Source organism: Streptomyces sp. NPDC101118 (genome assembly GCF_044759445.1).
GTDB lineage: Bacteria > Actinomycetota > Actinomycetes > Streptomycetales > Streptomycetaceae > Streptomyces.
The window spans coordinates 1-16,106 of the sequence record NZ_JBIVZG010000002.1; the positions used below are offsets into that span (position 1 = coordinate 1).

Annotated in this window: 13 protein-coding genes; 6 read left to right on the top strand and 7 right to left on the bottom strand. The window is 74.4% G+C overall.

Translation table 11 applies throughout. From position 1 onward, the window contains the following. Nucleotides 1-183: 183 nt before the first annotated feature. Nucleotides 184-945, bottom strand: coding sequence for a trypsin-like serine peptidase (locus ACIQUQ_RS02990; protein WP_403970625.1), 762 nt, complete (start codon nt 943-945; stop codon nt 184-186). A gap of 239 nt (nt 946-1,184) precedes the next feature. On the opposite strand from ACIQUQ_RS02990, the gene ACIQUQ_RS02995 reads away from it, so the two are divergent. Beyond that, nucleotides 1,185-2,477, top strand: coding sequence for a GNAT family N-acetyltransferase (locus ACIQUQ_RS02995; RefSeq protein ID WP_403667151.1), 1,293 nt, complete (start codon nt 1,185-1,187; stop codon nt 2,475-2,477). Nucleotides 2,478-2,944: 467 nt separating this feature from the next. Then, nucleotides 2,945-3,256, top strand: a complete 312-nt coding sequence (locus ACIQUQ_RS03000; protein WP_403970628.1) for a DUF6191 domain-containing protein — start codon at nt 2,945-2,947, stop codon at nt 3,254-3,256. 37 nt (nt 3,257-3,293) lie between these two features. Here the strand turns inward: ACIQUQ_RS03000 and ACIQUQ_RS03005 are convergent, their stop codons facing one another. After that, nucleotides 3,294-3,935 (bottom strand): TetR/AcrR family transcriptional regulator, encoded by a 642-nt coding sequence (locus ACIQUQ_RS03005; protein WP_403970634.1) that lies wholly within the window; start codon nt 3,933-3,935, stop codon nt 3,294-3,296. Nucleotides 3,936-4,025: 90 nt separating this feature from the next. Here ACIQUQ_RS03005 and ACIQUQ_RS03010 point away from each other — a divergent pair, with 90 nt between their 5' ends. Then, nucleotides 4,026-5,186, top strand: coding sequence for an FAD-dependent monooxygenase (locus ACIQUQ_RS03010; protein WP_403970637.1), 1,161 nt, complete (start codon nt 4,026-4,028; stop codon nt 5,184-5,186). A 155-nt stretch (nt 5,187-5,341) separates the two neighbouring features. Further along, the gene (locus ACIQUQ_RS03015) at nt 5,342-6,805 is read left to right on the top strand and encodes an SH3 domain-containing protein (RefSeq protein WP_403970640.1); all 1,464 of its coding nucleotides are present in this window, start codon (nt 5,342-5,344) and stop codon (nt 6,803-6,805) included. 64 nt (nt 6,806-6,869) lie between these two features. Here ACIQUQ_RS03015 and ACIQUQ_RS03020 read toward each other — a convergent pair whose 3' ends face one another. After that, nucleotides 6,870-7,613, bottom strand: a complete 744-nt coding sequence (locus ACIQUQ_RS03020; protein WP_403970643.1) for a hypothetical protein — start codon at nt 7,611-7,613, stop codon at nt 6,870-6,872. A 131-nt stretch (nt 7,614-7,744) separates the two neighbouring features. Between ACIQUQ_RS03020 and ACIQUQ_RS03025 the strand changes: the two genes are divergently transcribed. Then, nucleotides 7,745-8,785, top strand: coding sequence for an RNA-guided endonuclease InsQ/TnpB family protein (locus ACIQUQ_RS03025; RefSeq protein ID WP_403970646.1), 1,041 nt, complete (start codon nt 7,745-7,747; stop codon nt 8,783-8,785). Between the two features lie 13 nt (nt 8,786-8,798). Here ACIQUQ_RS03025 and ACIQUQ_RS03030 read toward each other — a convergent pair whose 3' ends face one another. From ACIQUQ_RS03030 to ACIQUQ_RS03045, 4 genes are all read right to left on the bottom strand, one after another. Then, the gene (locus ACIQUQ_RS03030; protein ID WP_403971776.1) at nt 8,799-10,454 is read right to left on the bottom strand and encodes a serine/threonine-protein kinase; all 1,656 of its coding nucleotides are present in this window, start codon (nt 10,452-10,454) and stop codon (nt 8,799-8,801) included. Between the two features lie 131 nt (nt 10,455-10,585). Next, nucleotides 10,586-11,848 (bottom strand): Tm-1-like ATP-binding domain-containing protein, encoded by a 1,263-nt coding sequence (locus tag ACIQUQ_RS03035; RefSeq protein ID WP_403970649.1) that lies wholly within the window; start codon nt 11,846-11,848, stop codon nt 10,586-10,588. A gap of 58 nt (nt 11,849-11,906) precedes the next feature. Further along, nucleotides 11,907-12,395 carry an NUDIX domain-containing protein gene (locus ACIQUQ_RS03040; RefSeq protein ID WP_403970652.1) on the bottom strand — a complete coding sequence of 163 codons (489 nt, stop codon included), beginning with the start codon at nt 12,393-12,395 and terminating at the stop codon, nt 11,907-11,909. Nucleotides 12,396-12,460: 65 nt separating this feature from the next. Beyond that, complete coding sequence (locus ACIQUQ_RS03045; RefSeq protein ID WP_403970655.1) at nt 12,461-13,558, bottom strand: cation diffusion facilitator family transporter; 1,098 nt, start codon at nt 13,556-13,558, stop codon at nt 12,461-12,463. Between the two features lie 171 nt (nt 13,559-13,729). Between ACIQUQ_RS03045 and ACIQUQ_RS03050 the strand changes: the two genes are divergently transcribed. Next, nucleotides 13,730-16,105: an FHA domain-containing protein gene (locus ACIQUQ_RS03050; RefSeq protein WP_403970658.1), complete on the top strand. Its 2,376-nt coding sequence runs from the start codon at nt 13,730-13,732 to the stop codon at nt 16,103-16,105. The last annotated feature ends 1 nt before the right edge of the window (nt 16,106 follow it).

The following is a 16,106-nucleotide window of genomic DNA, read 5'->3' on the forward strand; positions in this document are numbered from 1 at the left end:
GGTGTCGCGGGGGGGGCGGGGCCCGGCGGCCGCCTGACCCACCGGACCCCCGCGGGGGCGGCCGGCGGCCGGCCCGGCCCCCGCCGGGGCCCCCCGGGGGGCTGGAGCACTTCGTCCTGGCCTTCGGCCATCCCCGGCTCGGGCCAGTCTTCGGTGCAGCGTGCCGCGATGTGGCAAGCACCTTCACCCGCCCGGCATCGCCGCCTCGCGGTACAGCGCGTGGGCGGTCGGGCCCAGGACGGCGCTGTACGAGACGTCCGGTACGGTCCCGCCGCCCTCGTAACCGCCCAGTACGCCCGCCAGGGCGCCCCGCGCGGTCAGCCACGGGCTGCCACTGGTCCCGCCGCTGTAGTCGGGGCACTCGACGCGCCGCTGGGTGTCGTCGAACAGCGTGGTCGTGTTGGTGCAGAGCAGCGGCGCGGCGTCCGTGCGCGGGTAACCGATCACCGTGACCGCCACGTCGCCGGGCTCCTCCGTGGCGACCGGGAAGCCGCCCAGCACGTCCTCGACCTGCCGGCCGTCCAGTGGGGCCACGGTCGCGAAGGCCACGTCCGCGTCCGGGTCCTCGTCCTCGGTCCAGCTGTCGGCCACGTACGCGGCGGTCAGCCGCCAGACCCCGTACGGCGCCTCGCCCTCGCGGTAGCCGGGCGCGAAGACGGTGTCGGCCACCTCGCCGCCGCCGAGGCAGTGGGCGGCGGTGGCGATCAGGTTCCGGCCGGCGCTGCGCACCACTGACGCCGTGCAGAAGTGCCCGCCGTCGAGGCCGCCCGTGAAGAGGGCGCCGACCCGGTCGCTGTCCTCCGTCGCCGCCGCCCGCACGGTCGTGCCCAGCGGGAGGTGGGTGCCGTGTGCGGCACCTCCCGTGGTGAGCAGGGCGACGAGCGGGGTCATCGCCGCGAGCACGCGCACGGCGGTGCGGGCGCGCCCGGCCTGACGGATGAGCATGCGGCGGATCATGCCCCGAGCCTGTGCCAGAAGGCTATGACCGGAGGCCGGTATTCCATATGAATCGCCTGTGAATTCGGCTGCCCGGCCGTACGGACCCGGACATTCCCCGCCGAACCTCCCCCGTCTATCGACGCGACGGCGGGATGCCCGGCTCCGCTTTGTGCAACCTGTCGGACGAGCCCGCCGCCCGCGCCCGCCTAGCCTCGCCGCAGGAGCACGAACGAGGGGCGGTACCGGTGAACTGGCTGATCCACGACTACCGCGAGAGCGATCTCGCCGCGGTGGTCCATCTCATCGACACCACGGCCGAGCTCGGGCAGGAGTCCGTCTTCTCGCTCGCCGAGTGCATCAGCGCGCTGACCGACCGGCAGCCCGCCGTCGTCGCCGTCCACCAGGGCGTCCCCATCGGCGCGGCCCTCGCCTGCGTCGCGGGGGAGCGGGCCTGGGTGATGCGGATCGCCATCAACTCCGGCTGGCGCGGCCGGGGCCTGGCCAGCGCCCTCCTCGTCGAGCTGGAGCGGCGCCTGATCGCCGCCCGGGTGGGCAGGATCGCGTACGTCCTGCCCGAGGAGGACCTGCTGGGCGAGGGACTGCTCAACGCCGGCTACACCCGGCAGCCGGCGGTCGCGTACTTCGAGAAGACCGAGCCCCTGCACGGGCCCGCCGCGGGCCTCCTCGACGACCTCGGGGGCCGCTTCCTGCCGAACGACCTGTGGACCGGGGTCGCCGGGATGGAGAAGGAGAAGGACCTCATCGAGCGCCGGGTCGTCCTGCCGCTCGCCGAGCCCGAGCGGGCCGCGCAGCACGGCGTCCGGCCGCCCCGCGCGATCACGCTCTTCGGCCCGCCCGGCACCGGCAAGACCACCTTCGCCCGCGCCATCGCCTCCCGGCTCGGCTGGCCCTTCGTCGAGCTCTTCCCGTCCCGGCTGGCCGACGAGGGCAACCTGGCGACCGCTCTGCGCGACGCCTTCGCCCGGGTCGCCGAGCTGGAGCGGGTGCTGGTCTTCATCGACGAGGTCGAGGAGATCGCCCCGGTGCGCACCGAGCCGGTCCAGCCGGGCGGCATGCACGGGGTGACGAACGAGCTGCTGAAGCTCATCCCGGGCTTCCGTGAGGGCGACGAGCGGCTGCTGGTGTGCGCCACCAACTCCATCCGCTCGCTGGACCCGGCGTTCCTGCGGCCGGGCCGCTTCGACTACCTGATCCCGATCGGCACCCCGGACGCCGGGGCGCGGGCCGCGATCTGGTCCCGGTACACGGCCGGGCGGCCGGACGTCGACGTGGCGGCGCTGGTGGCGGAGACGGAGCTGTTCACGCCCGCGGACATCGAGCACGCGGCGCGGATCGCGGCGCAGGTGTCGTTCGAGCGGGACCTGGAGGCCGTCGGGAGCCGGTCCGGCGCGCTGCTGCCGCCGCCCGGCGCGAGCACCGAGGACTACCTGGCGGCCGTGGCGCAGTGCCGGCCGACGGTCACCCCGGCGATGACGGGGGAGTTCGAGGCGGACATCACCGCCCACGCGAGGTTCTGAGCAGGACATCACCGCCCACGCCCGCTCCTGAGGAGGAGGCCCCGACTCGCGGGCGTGGGTGCGGCGACCACCCGTTGTGGCCCGCAGCACTCCCCAAAGCACTGCGGGCCTTCCGCGCGTGGTGCGCGCGGAACGGCCGCGTTCCGTTGGGGGTGTGTCGCCGGCTGGAACGCGGCACGACCGGTGCCCACGGGAGGGTTCCGGCGGCCCGCGGAAGGGGGTGCTCCGCGGAACGGGCCGGTGTCCCGTGCGTCTTCGAGTCAACCAGCGCGGGCCCGCCCGCCGCCTCGGCCGTCCGGGCAGACCGGCCCCGGCCGAAGGGACGAGCCCGGTGCCCTGCCGGCCGGCCGTGGGCATGGGTTACGGTCGACCCGAGGGCACGCCGTACGGGCGTGCCGCGCGGGCGCGTCGTCCGGGGGTGCCACAGGCGCCTGTCGCGCGGGCCGGGACACGGGCGGAGGAGCGGGATGGGGTTCGTCGTCTTCATGACGCTGCCGGGGCTCGCCGTGCTGCTCACCGCCATGGCCTTCCTCGACCTGGCGCTCGTGCGCGCCGGACGCGCCGGGCTGCTGCCCTGGCGGTGGAACGGGCGGCAGGGCCAGGTGGCGTCCACCGGCTTCGAGCAGCTGCACGCCAGCTTCTCCCCGGGCAAGCAGAACGAACTCAAGGAACGCCAGAGCGCGTTGGTCATGCGCGACGACGAGGAGGACGGCGCTCCGCCCCGCACCCGGGTCGACCTCGACGGCGGCAGGGCCGTCATCCGCCTCCCGCACGCCTGACCCCGGCCGTCGGTTCTCTCAGACCGCGTAGGTTCCCTCAGACCGTCAGGGCCGCCCGTACCATCACGTCCGCCAGGGCCCGCAGTTCCTCCCTGGTGGGAGCCGGGCGGGTGTGGGCGAGGGCGCCGGCCAGCCGGTCGTACAGCACCCCGTCCGTCCACGCGACCAGCGCCTCCGCCGCCTCCCGCGGCCGCTCCGCGCCCAGGGCGGCGAGCAGGGCGGCCGCGCCGTCGCGCGCGCCGCGGCCCGCCTCGTGGAGCCGCGCCCCGAGTTCCGGGTTCCGCGCCGCCTCCAGGCTCAGCTCGTAGCGGGCCAGTTGCCGTTCGCGGCCCGTGGTCAGCCACCGGTGCAGCACGTCCGCCATCAGGTCCGCGGCCTCCGCGGGCCCCGCCGGCACGGCCGGGGGCGGTGCGCCGTCGCGGGCGTCGAAGTCGGAGAGGTCCAGCTCCGCCAGTCGCTCGAAGCAGGCCCCGAGCAGGGCCGTGCGCGTCCGGAAGTAGTACGAGGTGCTCCCGGCCGGCAGCCCCGCGGCGGTGTCCACCGCGCGGTGCGTCAGCCCCCGCAGCCCCGCGGCCGCCACCGTGGCGATCGCGGCGTCGGCGATGAGCGTGCGGCGGTCGGTGCCGGGCCGGGCGGGGGCGGGACCGTCGGCGGGGCCCCGGGCGGAGGTGGTGGACATGCCCTCACTCTACAGCTGTAGAGTGAGGGCATCGGCCTCTACGGATGTAGAGGATCCGGCGGATTTCCGTGCAACGAGAGGGGAACGGCCATGACCCAGCGGCACGCGGTGGTGGCGGGAGCGGGCATCGGCGGGCTGACGGCCGCGGTGGCCCTGTCCCGAAGGGGTTGGCGGGTCACCGTCCTGGAGCGGGCGGCGGAGCTCTCCGCAGCCGGCGCCGGTATCGTCCTCGCCCCGAACGGCCTGCGCGCCCTGGAGGCCATCGGCGCGCCGGCCGCGGACTGGGCCGGCGACGCGGCCGTCGCCGACATGGGCATCAGGCGCCCCGACGGCCGCTGGCTGAACCGCGGAGACTCCGCCGCGCTCACCGCCCGCTACGGCCGCGCCCCGCTCGCCGTCCACCGGCCCGCCCTCGCCGAGGCGCTCGCCGGCGCCCTGCCCGCGGGCACCGTCCGGTTCGGCGCCGCCGTCACGGAGGTCGCCGGAACCGGCACCGCCCACCCCGTCGTCCGCACCCCGGACGGCGAGCTCACCGCCGACCTGGTCGTGGCCGCCGACGGCATCCACAGCGCGCTGCGCCGCCGGCACTTCCCCGGCCATCCGGGGCTGCACTACAGCGGGGAGGCCGCCTGGCGGACCGTCGTGCCCGGCACCGGCCTCCCCGGCCTGGCCGTCGCCGAGACCTGGGGCCGCGGTGAGCGCTTCGGCGTCGTCCCGCTCGCCGACGGCCAGGTGTACGTGTACGGCACGGCGCTGGCCCCCGAGGGCAGTTCGTACGCCGACCACCGCGCCGAACTGCTCCGCCGCTTCGGCGCCTGGCACGACCCGATCCCCGCACTCCTGGAGCGGACCGACCCGGCGAAGGTGCTCCACCACGACCTGTACGACCTGGCCGCGCCGCTGCCCCGCTTCCACGAGGGACGGCTGGCCTGGCTCGGCGACGCCGCCCACGCCATGACGCCCAATCTGGGCCAGGGCGGCTGCCAGGCCATCGAGGACGCCGTGGTGCTCGCCCGGCTCGTCGGCGACGGCGACGCGCACTCCGACGTGCCGGCCGCGCTGGCCGCGTACACCAGGGCCCGCCACCGGCGCACCAACGCCATCGCCCTGCGCGCCCGTCGCGCCGGCCGGGCCGTGCAGCTCACCCACCCGCTGGCGGCCGCCGCCCGCGACCTGCTGGTCCGCGTGACGCCCGTACGGGTGGCCCACCGTGCGCTCGACGACCTGTTCACCGACGTCACCTTCGCCTGACCGGCGGTCCCCGCTGCGGCTTCCGAGTGATCACACCCGTGCCGCGCGTGAGTTGCGGAACCGGGCGTCCTTAACTAGGGGTGGCTTCCCGCCCAACCGGCCGACCGCGCCAGACGGCTGCGCGCCGGTTCACTCACGCACGCAGAGGAACGCTCTTGTCTGCTGCCCGCTCCACGTCCGCCGCGCTGGTCGTCGCGGCCGTGACCGCGACGTGTCTGCTGCCGGCCGCGCCGGCCCTCGCCGATTCCGAGAACATCCGCTTCTCCCAGCCGTACGTGCCCTCGATCGCCCCGGGCAAGACCGGCCGGGTCGTCATCGTGGCCTCCAACGGGGCCGACCCCGCGTACAGCTCCTCCTTCCGGATCATCGCCCCGGAGCACGTGACCTTCCCCGAGTCGGGCATCACCTGGGGCGGGCAGCGCGCAACGGTGCCGTGCGACCGCTCGGCGGACCTGCGCCAGCTCACGTGCAACGCGGCCACCCGCGCCGGGTTCGTGTTCCCGGAGCGGGAGCAGACCCGGCTCGCGGTGGCGGTGAAGGTCGCCGCGGACGCGCCGGAGGGCACGACGCTCGACGGCGGGCAGTGGTCCGTCGACTCCGACGACGAGGTGCCGTACGCGGTCGCCACCCCGGTCACCGGCCCCGAGGGTCCGAAGGGCCCCAAGGGTGACAAGGGCGACAAGGGTGACAAGGGCGAGCACGGCAAGGACGGCAAGCACGGCAAGCACGGGGACAAGGGCAAGCCCGGGCCCCCCGGACCGCAGGGTCCCAAGGGCGACAAGGGCGACAAGGGAGACCAGGGTCCGGCCGGTCCGCAGGGTCCCGGTGGCCCTCAGGGTCCTCAGGGTCCGGCCGGTCCGCAGGGACCGCAAGGTCCGTCGGGTGGTCCGCAGGGTCCGGCCGGCCCGGCCGGTCCGCAGGGTCCGGCCGGTCCGCAGGGACCGCAGGGCCCGTCGGGTGGTCCGCAGGGTCCGGCCGGCCCGGCCGGTCCGCAGGGTCCGGCGGGGCCGAAGGGTGAGAACGGCGTCCAGGGTCCGCAGGGTCCCGCCGGCCCGGCCGGTCCGCAGGGACCGCAGGGTCCGTCGGGTCCGGCGGGCGGTCCGCAGGGTCCCGCCGGCCCCCAGGGTCCGGCTGGTCCGCAGGGCCCCAAGGGCGACAAGGGCAAGGACGGCTACCGCGGCCCGCGCGGCGAGAACGGCCAGCAGGGTCCTGCGGGTCCGCAGGGTCCCCAGGGCAACCCCGGTCCCGCGGGACCGCAGGGCAAGCCGGGACCGCAGGGCCCGAAGGGCGACTGCAAGTGCAAGGGCAAGCACGGCAAGGGCAAGGACCACAAGGGCAAGGACAAGGACAAGGGCAAGGACAAGGGCAAGACGCCCAAGACCAACAAGCTTTCGGCCCGGATCGTGTCCTCTGACGGCTCGCTGAACATCCGCTCCGGCCCGAGCACCGCGCACGCCAAGAGCGGCCGGATCGCCAACGGCACGACGGTCGGCGTCCAGTGCAAGACCAAGAACGGTCAGAGCGTGGACGGCAACAAGGTCTGGTACAAGCTCGCCGACGGCCGTGGCTGGATCTCGGCCCGGTACGCGGAGAACCTCAACAGCATCCCCGTCTGCTGAGTCCCCGCACCCGGCCCCGGCGCGACCCCCGTCGCGCCGGGGCCGGCCCGTGCCCGCCCCGCCCTCAGCCACCGCAGCGGTAGACGAACTCCCCGGCCGCCGTGCGGTGTTCCGGCGTGAGCAGCACCAGCTCCGCCCGCGCCCGGTACACGCCCTCGCCGCGGAACGTCCACAGCAGGTGCAGCCGGGCCTCGCGCTGCCCGCGCGCCACCCGCTCCTCCAGCACGTCCGAGCGCGACCCGTCGTTCCTGACCCAGCGGTACGTGAGCGTCCCCGGCCGGCCGTCGGTCCGCACGACCGCCACCACGTCGGCAGCCGAGTCACAGCCGGGCCCCTCCGCGGCCGTCTGCACCGCCACCGACCGGACCCCGACCGTGGGCCCGTACCGCTGCCAGCCCAGGTACACCAGCACCGCAAGCAGCACCACGGCGGCGAGGGTGTACCGGCGCAGCCCCGCCCAGCGCGACGGGCGCGGCGGCGGTGCGCCGCCGAGCGTGCCGCCGTGCCAGACCTGGGTGGTGCCGATGCCGGGGGACCGCTGTCCCGCCCCGGCCGTCACCCCGGGCCCGAAGCGCAGCACCGAGCCCTCCACCCGGTCCGGGACCACCTCCGGCACCGGTACGGGCACCGTCACGTCCCCGTCCCCGTCCCCGTCCGTGCCGCCGGGCACCCGGGGCTCCCGTACCGTCGTCGCGTGCCCGTCCGGCACCGGGCCGTCGAACCAGTGGCTGCCCAGCACCGTCGCGCTGTACTCCGCCTCGGCCGCCGGCTCCGGCTCGGGCGCGTAGGGAATCCGCGGATCGTTCATCGGGACTCCTTCGTGGATACCCCGGCCTTCAGGCCGGGGAGGAAACGAAGCACCCGCGGAGCGGGGCAGGGAAGGCCGGTTCGCCCGCTGGGCGGAACGGCGTTGTCAGTGGCGGCCGGCAGGTTGCGTGCGTGCATCTGCGGTACACCTTCCGGATCGATCCCACTGCGGGTCAGCGTCTTGCGCTGGCCCGTACGTTCGGCTGCGCCCGGGTGGTCTTCAACGATGCGCTGGCCGCCCGTAAGGCCGCCTGGAAGGCGGACCGGTCGAAGATTCCAACGGGAACTCTGGCGAAGCGGGTGATCACCGACGCGAAGCGCACGCCCGAGCGGGCATGGCTCGCGGAGGTGTCCGTGGACGCGCTCCAGTCCTCTCTCCGGGACCTCGACAGCGCCTACGCGAACTTCTTCGCGTCGGTGTCGGGGAAGCGGCCCGGTCGTCGTATGGGTCTGCCGGTGTTCAAGTCGAAGAAGGACAGCCGGCAGTCGGTCCGGTTCTCGAAGAACGGGTTCCGGCTGCGGGACAACGGACGGCTGAACCTCGCGAAGATCGGTGACGTGCGCGTGCGCTGGTCCCGTCCCCTGCCCGCTGCCCCGTCCAGCGTGACCGTGGTCAAGGACCCCTCGGGCCGGTACTTCGCCTCGTTCGTGGTGGACGTCGAGCCCGAGACACTCCCGCCGGTGGAGGCCGAGGTCGGCATCGACCTGGGCCTGACCCACTACGCCGTCCTGTCCGACGGCACTGTGATCGACAACCCCCGCTTCCTGCGCCGTGCGCGCACCCGCCTTGCGAAGTCCGTCCACGATGCAGCCTGGGGCATGTTCCGCCGCGTCCTGGAGGAGAAGGCCGCCTGGTACGGCCGGCACGTCGGGGTGGTGTCGCGCTGGCTGCCCTCCTCCCAGACGTGTTCGGTGTGTTGGGTGGTGGGCGGGAGGAAGCCGCTGCACGTGCGCACCTGGCGGTGCGAGGGCTGCGGTACCGAGCATGATCGTGACCTCAATGCGTCGCGTGTGATCCTCGCCGCCGGACGGGCGGAGAGGCTAAACGCCCCTGGAGGCCCGGTAAGACCCGGAGTGGAGATCCCACGCCAGGCACGGCCCGTCGAACGGGGAACCCACCCGAAGGCCCAGCCGGTCACCACCGGCAGCCAGGCGGGAAACCCCACCCGTTGAGGCGGGGAGGACGTCAAGTGATCGTGCACCGCCTGATGAAGACCTGCTGGACGGAGGACCCGTTGTCGGCGGCCGGCCGGGTCGTGGCGCGCACGCCCCAGTAGCAGCCGCCGCCGGTGAAGGTGTGCGTGACGGTCAGCGCGGACCCCTCGTACGGGAAGGACTGCGAGCCCTCGGAGGCGCCCAGGTGGCCCTGCTCGTCGCTGGTGAACCACTCGACGGTGACGGTCACCGCCCCCTCGCCCTCGGTCTTGACCGCCACCTTCGCCTCGCCGGTGCCCACCCCGGTCTGCCGGAAGGAGGAGACCCCCACCGCCCGGACGTACACCGTCGGCGCGGGCGGCTCGGTGGTCGGCGGCGGCGTGGTGGGCGGCGGGTCCGTCCAGGTCGGGGTCGGCGTCGTGGTCGGCCAGGCCGTGGCCGTGCTCGGGGTGACCGTGGGCCAGGTGGTGGCGGTGGCCGTCGGGTACGGGGCCGGCGAGGTCGTGGTAGCCCCGGGCGAGGCGCTCGGCGATGCCTCGACGGAGGGGGACGGGGAGGGCGAGGGCCCCGGCGAGCCGGTCGGCCCGGGGGCCGTCGTGCCCGGGGAGGCACTGGTCGTCGCGAACACGCTGACCGCCTCGCGGCCGTGGGGCTCGCCGCCGGCCGCCTGCGAGGCGAACACCAGCACCGCGCCCGTCACCAGCGACAGCCCGGCCGCCAGCCAGCCGCGCCGGCCCGGCTGCCACGCCCCCAGCGAACTCCCGTCGCCGCCCAGCGAGGTCTCGGCCAGTGCCGTCGTGCCGACCGCCGGCGGACCGCCCGCCGAGGGGAACAGCAGCGGCAGCAGCGCCGCCACCGCGGCCAGCCTGCGCTGTCCGCGCCGCTCCCAGTCCGGCCCGTACGCCGCCCCGGCGACCGCCTCCAGCTCGGCCACGAACTCCTCGGCGTCCCCGGGCCGTTCCCCGGGCGCCTTGGCCAGTCCCCGCCGGATCAGCGGGCGTACCGGCTCGGGAGCCTCCTCCTCGGGCACGGGCGCCTCGATGTGCTGGAGGGCCAGCTCCGCGAAGTTCTCCCCGCGGAACGGCTTGCGCCCGGTCAGGCACTCGAAGAACACGGCCGTGGCCGCGTACACGTCCGCCGCGGGGGAAGCCGGCTGCCCCTGCCACTGTTCGGGCGCCATGTACGCGGGCGTGCCCGCCACCCCGGGCGTGCTGCCCCGGCCCGCCGCGATGCCGAAGTCCACCAGCTTCGACGAGCCGTCGGCCGCCACCAGCACGTTCTCCGGCTTGTAGTCGCGGTGCACCACACCGGCCCGGTGCGCGGCCGCCAGGCCCAGCAGCGAGCCCTTCAGCACCACCAGCGCGGGCTCGGGATCGGTCCGGCCCTCCTGGGCCAGCAGCGCGCGCAGCGCGATCCCGTCGACCAGCTCCATCACGATGGCGGCGCCGCCGGGCGCCTCCACGTACTCGTACAGGCCCACCACGTACGGCGACCGCAGGCCGCCCAGCAGCCGCGCCTCCGCCCGGAACTCCCGTACGAAGGCGGGGTCCCGGCGGAACCGCTCGCTGAGGTACTTCACCGCGACCGGGGTGCCGGTCGTGTCGTGCACGGCCAGCACCACGCGGCCGCTGCCGCCGGAACCCAGCTCCCTGGTCTCCGTGTACCCGGGGACCGTCCACCCGTCCATCGCGCCCCCTGCCGTGGCGTCTGCCGTGTCGGACACCTCACCAGACACGATTTCCGCCACGGCCGGTTCCAACCCGTGACCGGCCCGCGGCGGGAGCGCACGCGCACCGCCCCGCCGCGGGCCCGGGGGAGTCAGCCGGAGGCGGGCGCCACCCGGTCGTGGGTCCCGATCATCGCGTGCAGCCGGTCCGCCGCCGCCCGGCCGAACACGGGATCGTTGATGTGGGTGTCGTAGTCGAAGCACTCGGCCGCGCTGTCGCGGAGCCCCTCCCGCAGCGCCCCGAACAGTGCCTGGTCGGCGCGCGGATCGTGGTACGGGCCGCCCGGCGCGCCCAGCGTCGACAGCCCCCGCAGCGGCACGCACACCGCCGTGGGCCCGGTCGCCGCACGCAGCTTCGCCGCCACCCGGCGGCCCAGCTCCGCGCATTCCGCCTCGGTGGTCCTGATCACGGTGATCGACGGGTTGTGCACCCGCACCCGCCGGTAGCGCACCCGCTCCGGCAGGGTGTCCAGGGGCCCGAACTTCACCATGTCCAGCGCCCCCAGGCTCACCACCTGCGGGGTGCCGCACCGCCCGGCCGCGCTGAGCCGGTCGGGGCCGGCCGTCAGCACCCCGCCGCACAGGTCGTCGGCGAGTTCGCTGAGCGTCAGGTCCAGCACCCCGGCGAACAGGCCCTGGCCGGCGAGGTGCTCCAGCGTGCGGCCGCCCGCGCCGCTGGTGTGGAAGACCAGCACCTCGTAGCCCAGTTCGGTCAGCCGCTCGCGGGCCGCGTCCACACCGGGGGTGGTCACCCCCGCCATGCTCGCCGCGACCAGCGGCCGGCCGTCGCCCAGATCGGCCGTGTCCACCGCGCGGGAGGACTCGGCGAAGCCGCGGGCCATCCCGGCGATCGCGTCCGCCGCGTTCGCCAGCACCGGGGCCGAGACCGAATTGATGCCCGCGATGTCCACGACGCTGTACATCATCGTGATGTCCGTTGCTCCGACGTACGCCGAGACGTCCCCCGACGCCATCGACGACACCATCAGCTTCGGCACCCCGAGGGGCAGCGCCCGCATCGCCCGTGAGGCGATGGAGGTGCCCCCGCTGCCACCGATGGCCAGCACTCCGTGCAGCCGGCCCTCGGCGTGCAGCCTCAAGACCGTCGCGGCGGCGCCGCGGGCCATGGCGGTCACGGCCTCCCCCCGGTCACCGGCCGCCCGCAGCTCCGTCAGGTCCACTCCCGCGGCCCGGGCCACCTCGGCCCGGGGCACGTCCGCCGGCACCCGGGGTTCCCCCATCACCCCCGCGTCGACCACTACCGTCTCCACGCCGGTGCGCCGCAGCCGCTCGCGCAACCAGCCGTACTCCACGCCCTTGGTGTCCAGTGTTCCCACCAGCACGACGATCGTCATATTTGTAATGTTCACGAGGGTGTGCTGGTTGACACGTCACGGTCGGGTCACCGAACGGTCAATCCTCTGCCAGGTGGGTGAGGGTTTCAGCCAGTCGGTCGAGGAACGCACCCTGAGCCGCGACGAGCTTCCCGCGGGCCTCCTCGCGGGGGAACCAGGCCGCCCGGTCGATCTCCGGGAAGTCCTCGTACCGGCCCGAGAAGGGCGGCCACTCCATCCGGAAGGTGCCCGGCCGCACGGCCGCCGGATCCAGCTCCGCCTCCACCGCCCAGACCGTCACGATCTTGCGGTTGGCCTGGGTCACCTCGCCGAGCTCCAGGTACTCGCCCTCCGGCGGTGCCAGCCCCAGTTCCTCCTCGAACTCCCGGCGGGCCGCGTCCCAGGCGGTCTCCTCCGGGCCGTACTCGCCCTTGGGGATCGACCAGGCCCGCGCGTCCCGGTCGGCGTAGTAGGGACCGCCCATGTGCCCGAGCAGTACGTCGAATCCGGTCGGGTCCCCACCGGTCCTGCGGAAGAGCAGCAGTCCGGCACTGCGTTTCGGCGTCATGGCCCCATGGTGCCCGGCGGCCCGCAGGGCCCGCCCGGTGTCCGCGGGAAACCGCCCGGGCGGCGTCAGTGCCCGTGCGGGCCCTCGCGGTGGACCGGACCGTGCGGCGCGGCGCAGTGCGGGCCGCCGTCCGCCGCGCCGGCGAGCCCCACGCTGAGCAGCTCCTCCGCCGCGTGGTCCACCTGGAGGGTGGTGTGGCCGATTCCGTACTCCTCCCGGAGCAGCCGCTCCAGGTCGCGGCGTACCGCGTGGCAGTCGCCCGCGGGCTCGACGAGGATGTGCGCGGACAGCGCGGCCTCGCCGGAGGTGATCGTCCAGATGTGCAGGTCGTGCACCTCGGTGACCGGTGCCAGCCCGACCAGCCGGTCGCCGACCGCGTCCGGGTCGAGGTGCGCCGGGGCGGCCTCCAGGAAGATCCGCCCGGACTCGCGCACCAGCCCGTACCCGGCCTTGACCATCAGCGCCACCACCACGAGCGTGGCGATCGCGTCGGCCTGCACGAAGCCGGTGAGCAGCACGACCAGGCCCGCCACGGCCGTGCCGATGAAGGCGAACAGGTCGTTCAGGATGTGCTGGTAGGCGCCCTCGACGTTGAGCGAGGTGCGGTTCGCCTTCGAGATGCACCAAGCCGCCGCCACGTTCACGGCGATGCCCGCGAGCGCCGTCACCAGGACCAGACCGCCGTGCACCTCGGGCGGGTCGAGCAGCCGCCGTACGGCCTCGTAGCCGAGCCAGGCCGCGAGCAGCAGCAGGGTGAGGCCGTTGGCCTGGGCGGAGAGTATCTCCGCGCGCTTCAGCCCGTACGTGAACCCGCCGCGGGCCGGCCGGGCCGCCAGCCGCATCGCGATCAGCGCGAGCACGATCGAGGCGGCGTCGGTCAGCATGTGCGCGGCGTCGGACAGCAGCGCCAGCGAGCGGGCGAACACGGCCACGACGACCTCGACGGCCATGAACGTGCCGATGAGGGTGAGCGCCAGGGTCAGCCAGCGCCGGTCGGCGTTCTCGGCCACCCCGTGGGAGTGCCCGCCGTGACCGTGCCCTCCGTGACCTTGCCCTCCGTGATCGTGACGGTGACCGGGACCGGCGTGGCCGTCCTCGCGGCCGTCCGCGGCGTCGCGTGCGTGGTCGTGCCCGTCTGCGTGCGCGTGGTCGTGTGCGCCCATGAGGTCCCCCGGTTCGGTTCTCGTACCCGTGTGCGTCTGCCCTCGACCCGTGCAGTGAAGCGCACCGCCGCCACGAAGGCAAAGGCTGCACCGGTGACCGTTGTCATTACCTATAAGAGCCCTCTGACCTGCGACGATGCCAGCCCGAAAGGATCGTGGGAAAATCCAGTCATGGTTGAGCGTCCCGGCGCGCCGACTGCGCCCGAGCTCGTTCTCGAGACCGACGGGGGCTCCACCGTCATGAGCCCCGGCCGGACCTATCACGTCGGCAGGGACCCGCTCAGCGAGATCTTCCTCGACGACGCGCGCGTCTCCTGGCACCACGCGGTCCTGCGCCCCGACGGCGACCACTGGACCCTGGAGGACGAGCACAGCACCAACGGCACCTACGCCGACGGCCGCCGCGTCCACGAGTGGGGCGTCGGCCCCGGCAGCGTCATCCGCTTCGGCAGCGCCGAGGACGGGCCCCGCGCCGTGCTGTCCGCCGCACCACCGGCCCCACCCGGCCGGGGCGCCGCGCTGTCCGCCGTCGCCAACCCGCGGATGACCGGCACCTTCCGGGCACCCAGCTCCGTCCGCCCGCTGCCGCAGACCACCGTCCGGATCGGCCGCGCCCCCGACAACGACCTGCTCATCGACGACCTCGTCGTCTCCCGGCACCACGCAGAACTGCGCGCCCTGCCCGAGGGCGGCCACGAGATCATCGACCTCGGCAGCCACAACGGCACCTTCCTCAACGGCGCCCTCGTCCACCACGCCGTCGTCGGCCCCGGAGACATCGTCGGCATCGGCCACTCCGCCTTCTGCCTCGTCGACGGCCAGCTCCAGGAGTACGTCGACACCGGCGAGGTCTCCCTCGACGTCCAGGACCTCGCAGTCGCCGTCGACAACGGCCGCAAGGTCCTCCTCGACCACGTGTCCTTCCCGGTCGGCGAGAAGTGCCTGCTCGCCGTGGTCGGCCCCAGCGGCGCCGGCAAGTCCACGCTGCTCGGCGCCCTCACCGGGCTCCGCCCCGCCGACCAGGGCACCGTCCTCTACGACGGCCGCGACCTCTACCGCGACTACGCCGAGCTCCGCAGCCGCATCGGCCTCGTGCCCCAGGACGACATCCTGCACGCCCAGCTCACCGTCCGCCGGGCCCTGGCCTACGCCGCCGAGCTCCGCTTCCCGCAGGACACCGACCCGGCCGAACGCGAGGCCCGGGTCACCGAGGTCATCCACGAACTCGGCCTCACCCAGCGCGTCGACCAGCCCATCCACAGCCTCTCCGGCGGCCAGCGCAAGCGCGTCTCCGTCGCGCTGGAACTGCTGACCAAGCCCTCCCTGCTCTTCCTCGACGAACCCACCTCCGGCCTCGACCCCGGCATGGACCGCTCCGTGATGCACATGCTGCGCGGACTCGCGGACGACGGCCGCACCGTCATCGTCGTCACCCACAGCGTGCTCAGCCTCGACGTGTGCGACCGGCTGCTGGTCCTCGCGCCGGGGGGCCGCATCGCGTACTACGGGCCGCCCGGAGACACCCTGGAGTTCTTCGGCTTCACCCAGTGGCCCGAGGCCTTCGAAGCCTTCGAGACCCAGCAGGACCGCGACTGGGCGGGGGAGTACCGGGCCTCGTCCCACCACCGCCAGTACGTCGCCGACGCCGGCGGACAGCCCCGCCAGGCAGGCCTCCCCGGCCCCGACGGCACCCCCGGCACCCCGGCGCCGCCCGCCGCGCCCCCGCCCAAGGCGCAGAGCTGGGGCTCCCAGCTCGGCACCCTGGTCCGCCGCTACGCCGCCGCCCTCAGCGCCGACCGCACCTTCCTGATCATCATGATCGCCCTGCCGTTCGTGATGGGCGCCATGGCCCGCGCCCTCGCCGGCAGCGCCCTCACCCAGGAGACGGCACTGAACGCGCTGCTCATCCTGTGCGTGGGCGGCGTCCTCACCGGCGCCGCCAACGCCGTACGGGAACTGGTCAAGGAACGCACCATCTACCAGCGCGAGAGAGCCGTCGGCCTCTCCCGCTCCGCCTACCTGATGTCCAAGGTCGTGGTGCTCGGCACCATCACGGTCGTCCAGGCCGTCGTCCTCACCCTCGTGGCCCTGCTCGGCGTGAACCTCAACGCCCCGGGTGGCAAGGGCGTCCTGCTGCCCCCGCTGCCCGAGATCGCCTTCGCCGTCGCCCTGCTCTCCTTCACCGCCATGATGCTCGGCCTCCTCGTCTCCGCCCTGGTGCGCAAGGAGGAGGTCACCATGCCGCTGCTGGTGCTGCTGGCCATCGTGCAGGTGGTCTTCTGCGGGGCGCTGCTCAAACTGCACGGCGTCCCCGGCATCGAACAGCTCGCCTGGCTCATCCCCTCCCGGTGGGCGCTCGGCGCGATGGCCGGCACCATCGAGCTGGAGCGGATCGTGCCCGGCCCGATCAGCACCGACCCCCTCTTCGACCACGAGACGGGCACCTGGCTGCTGTGCGCCGGGATGCTCGTGGCCCTGTCCGTGCTCTTCGGCGTCCTGGTCGCGCGGCTGCTGCGCCGCCACGAGCCCGCCATCATGCGGAAGTAGC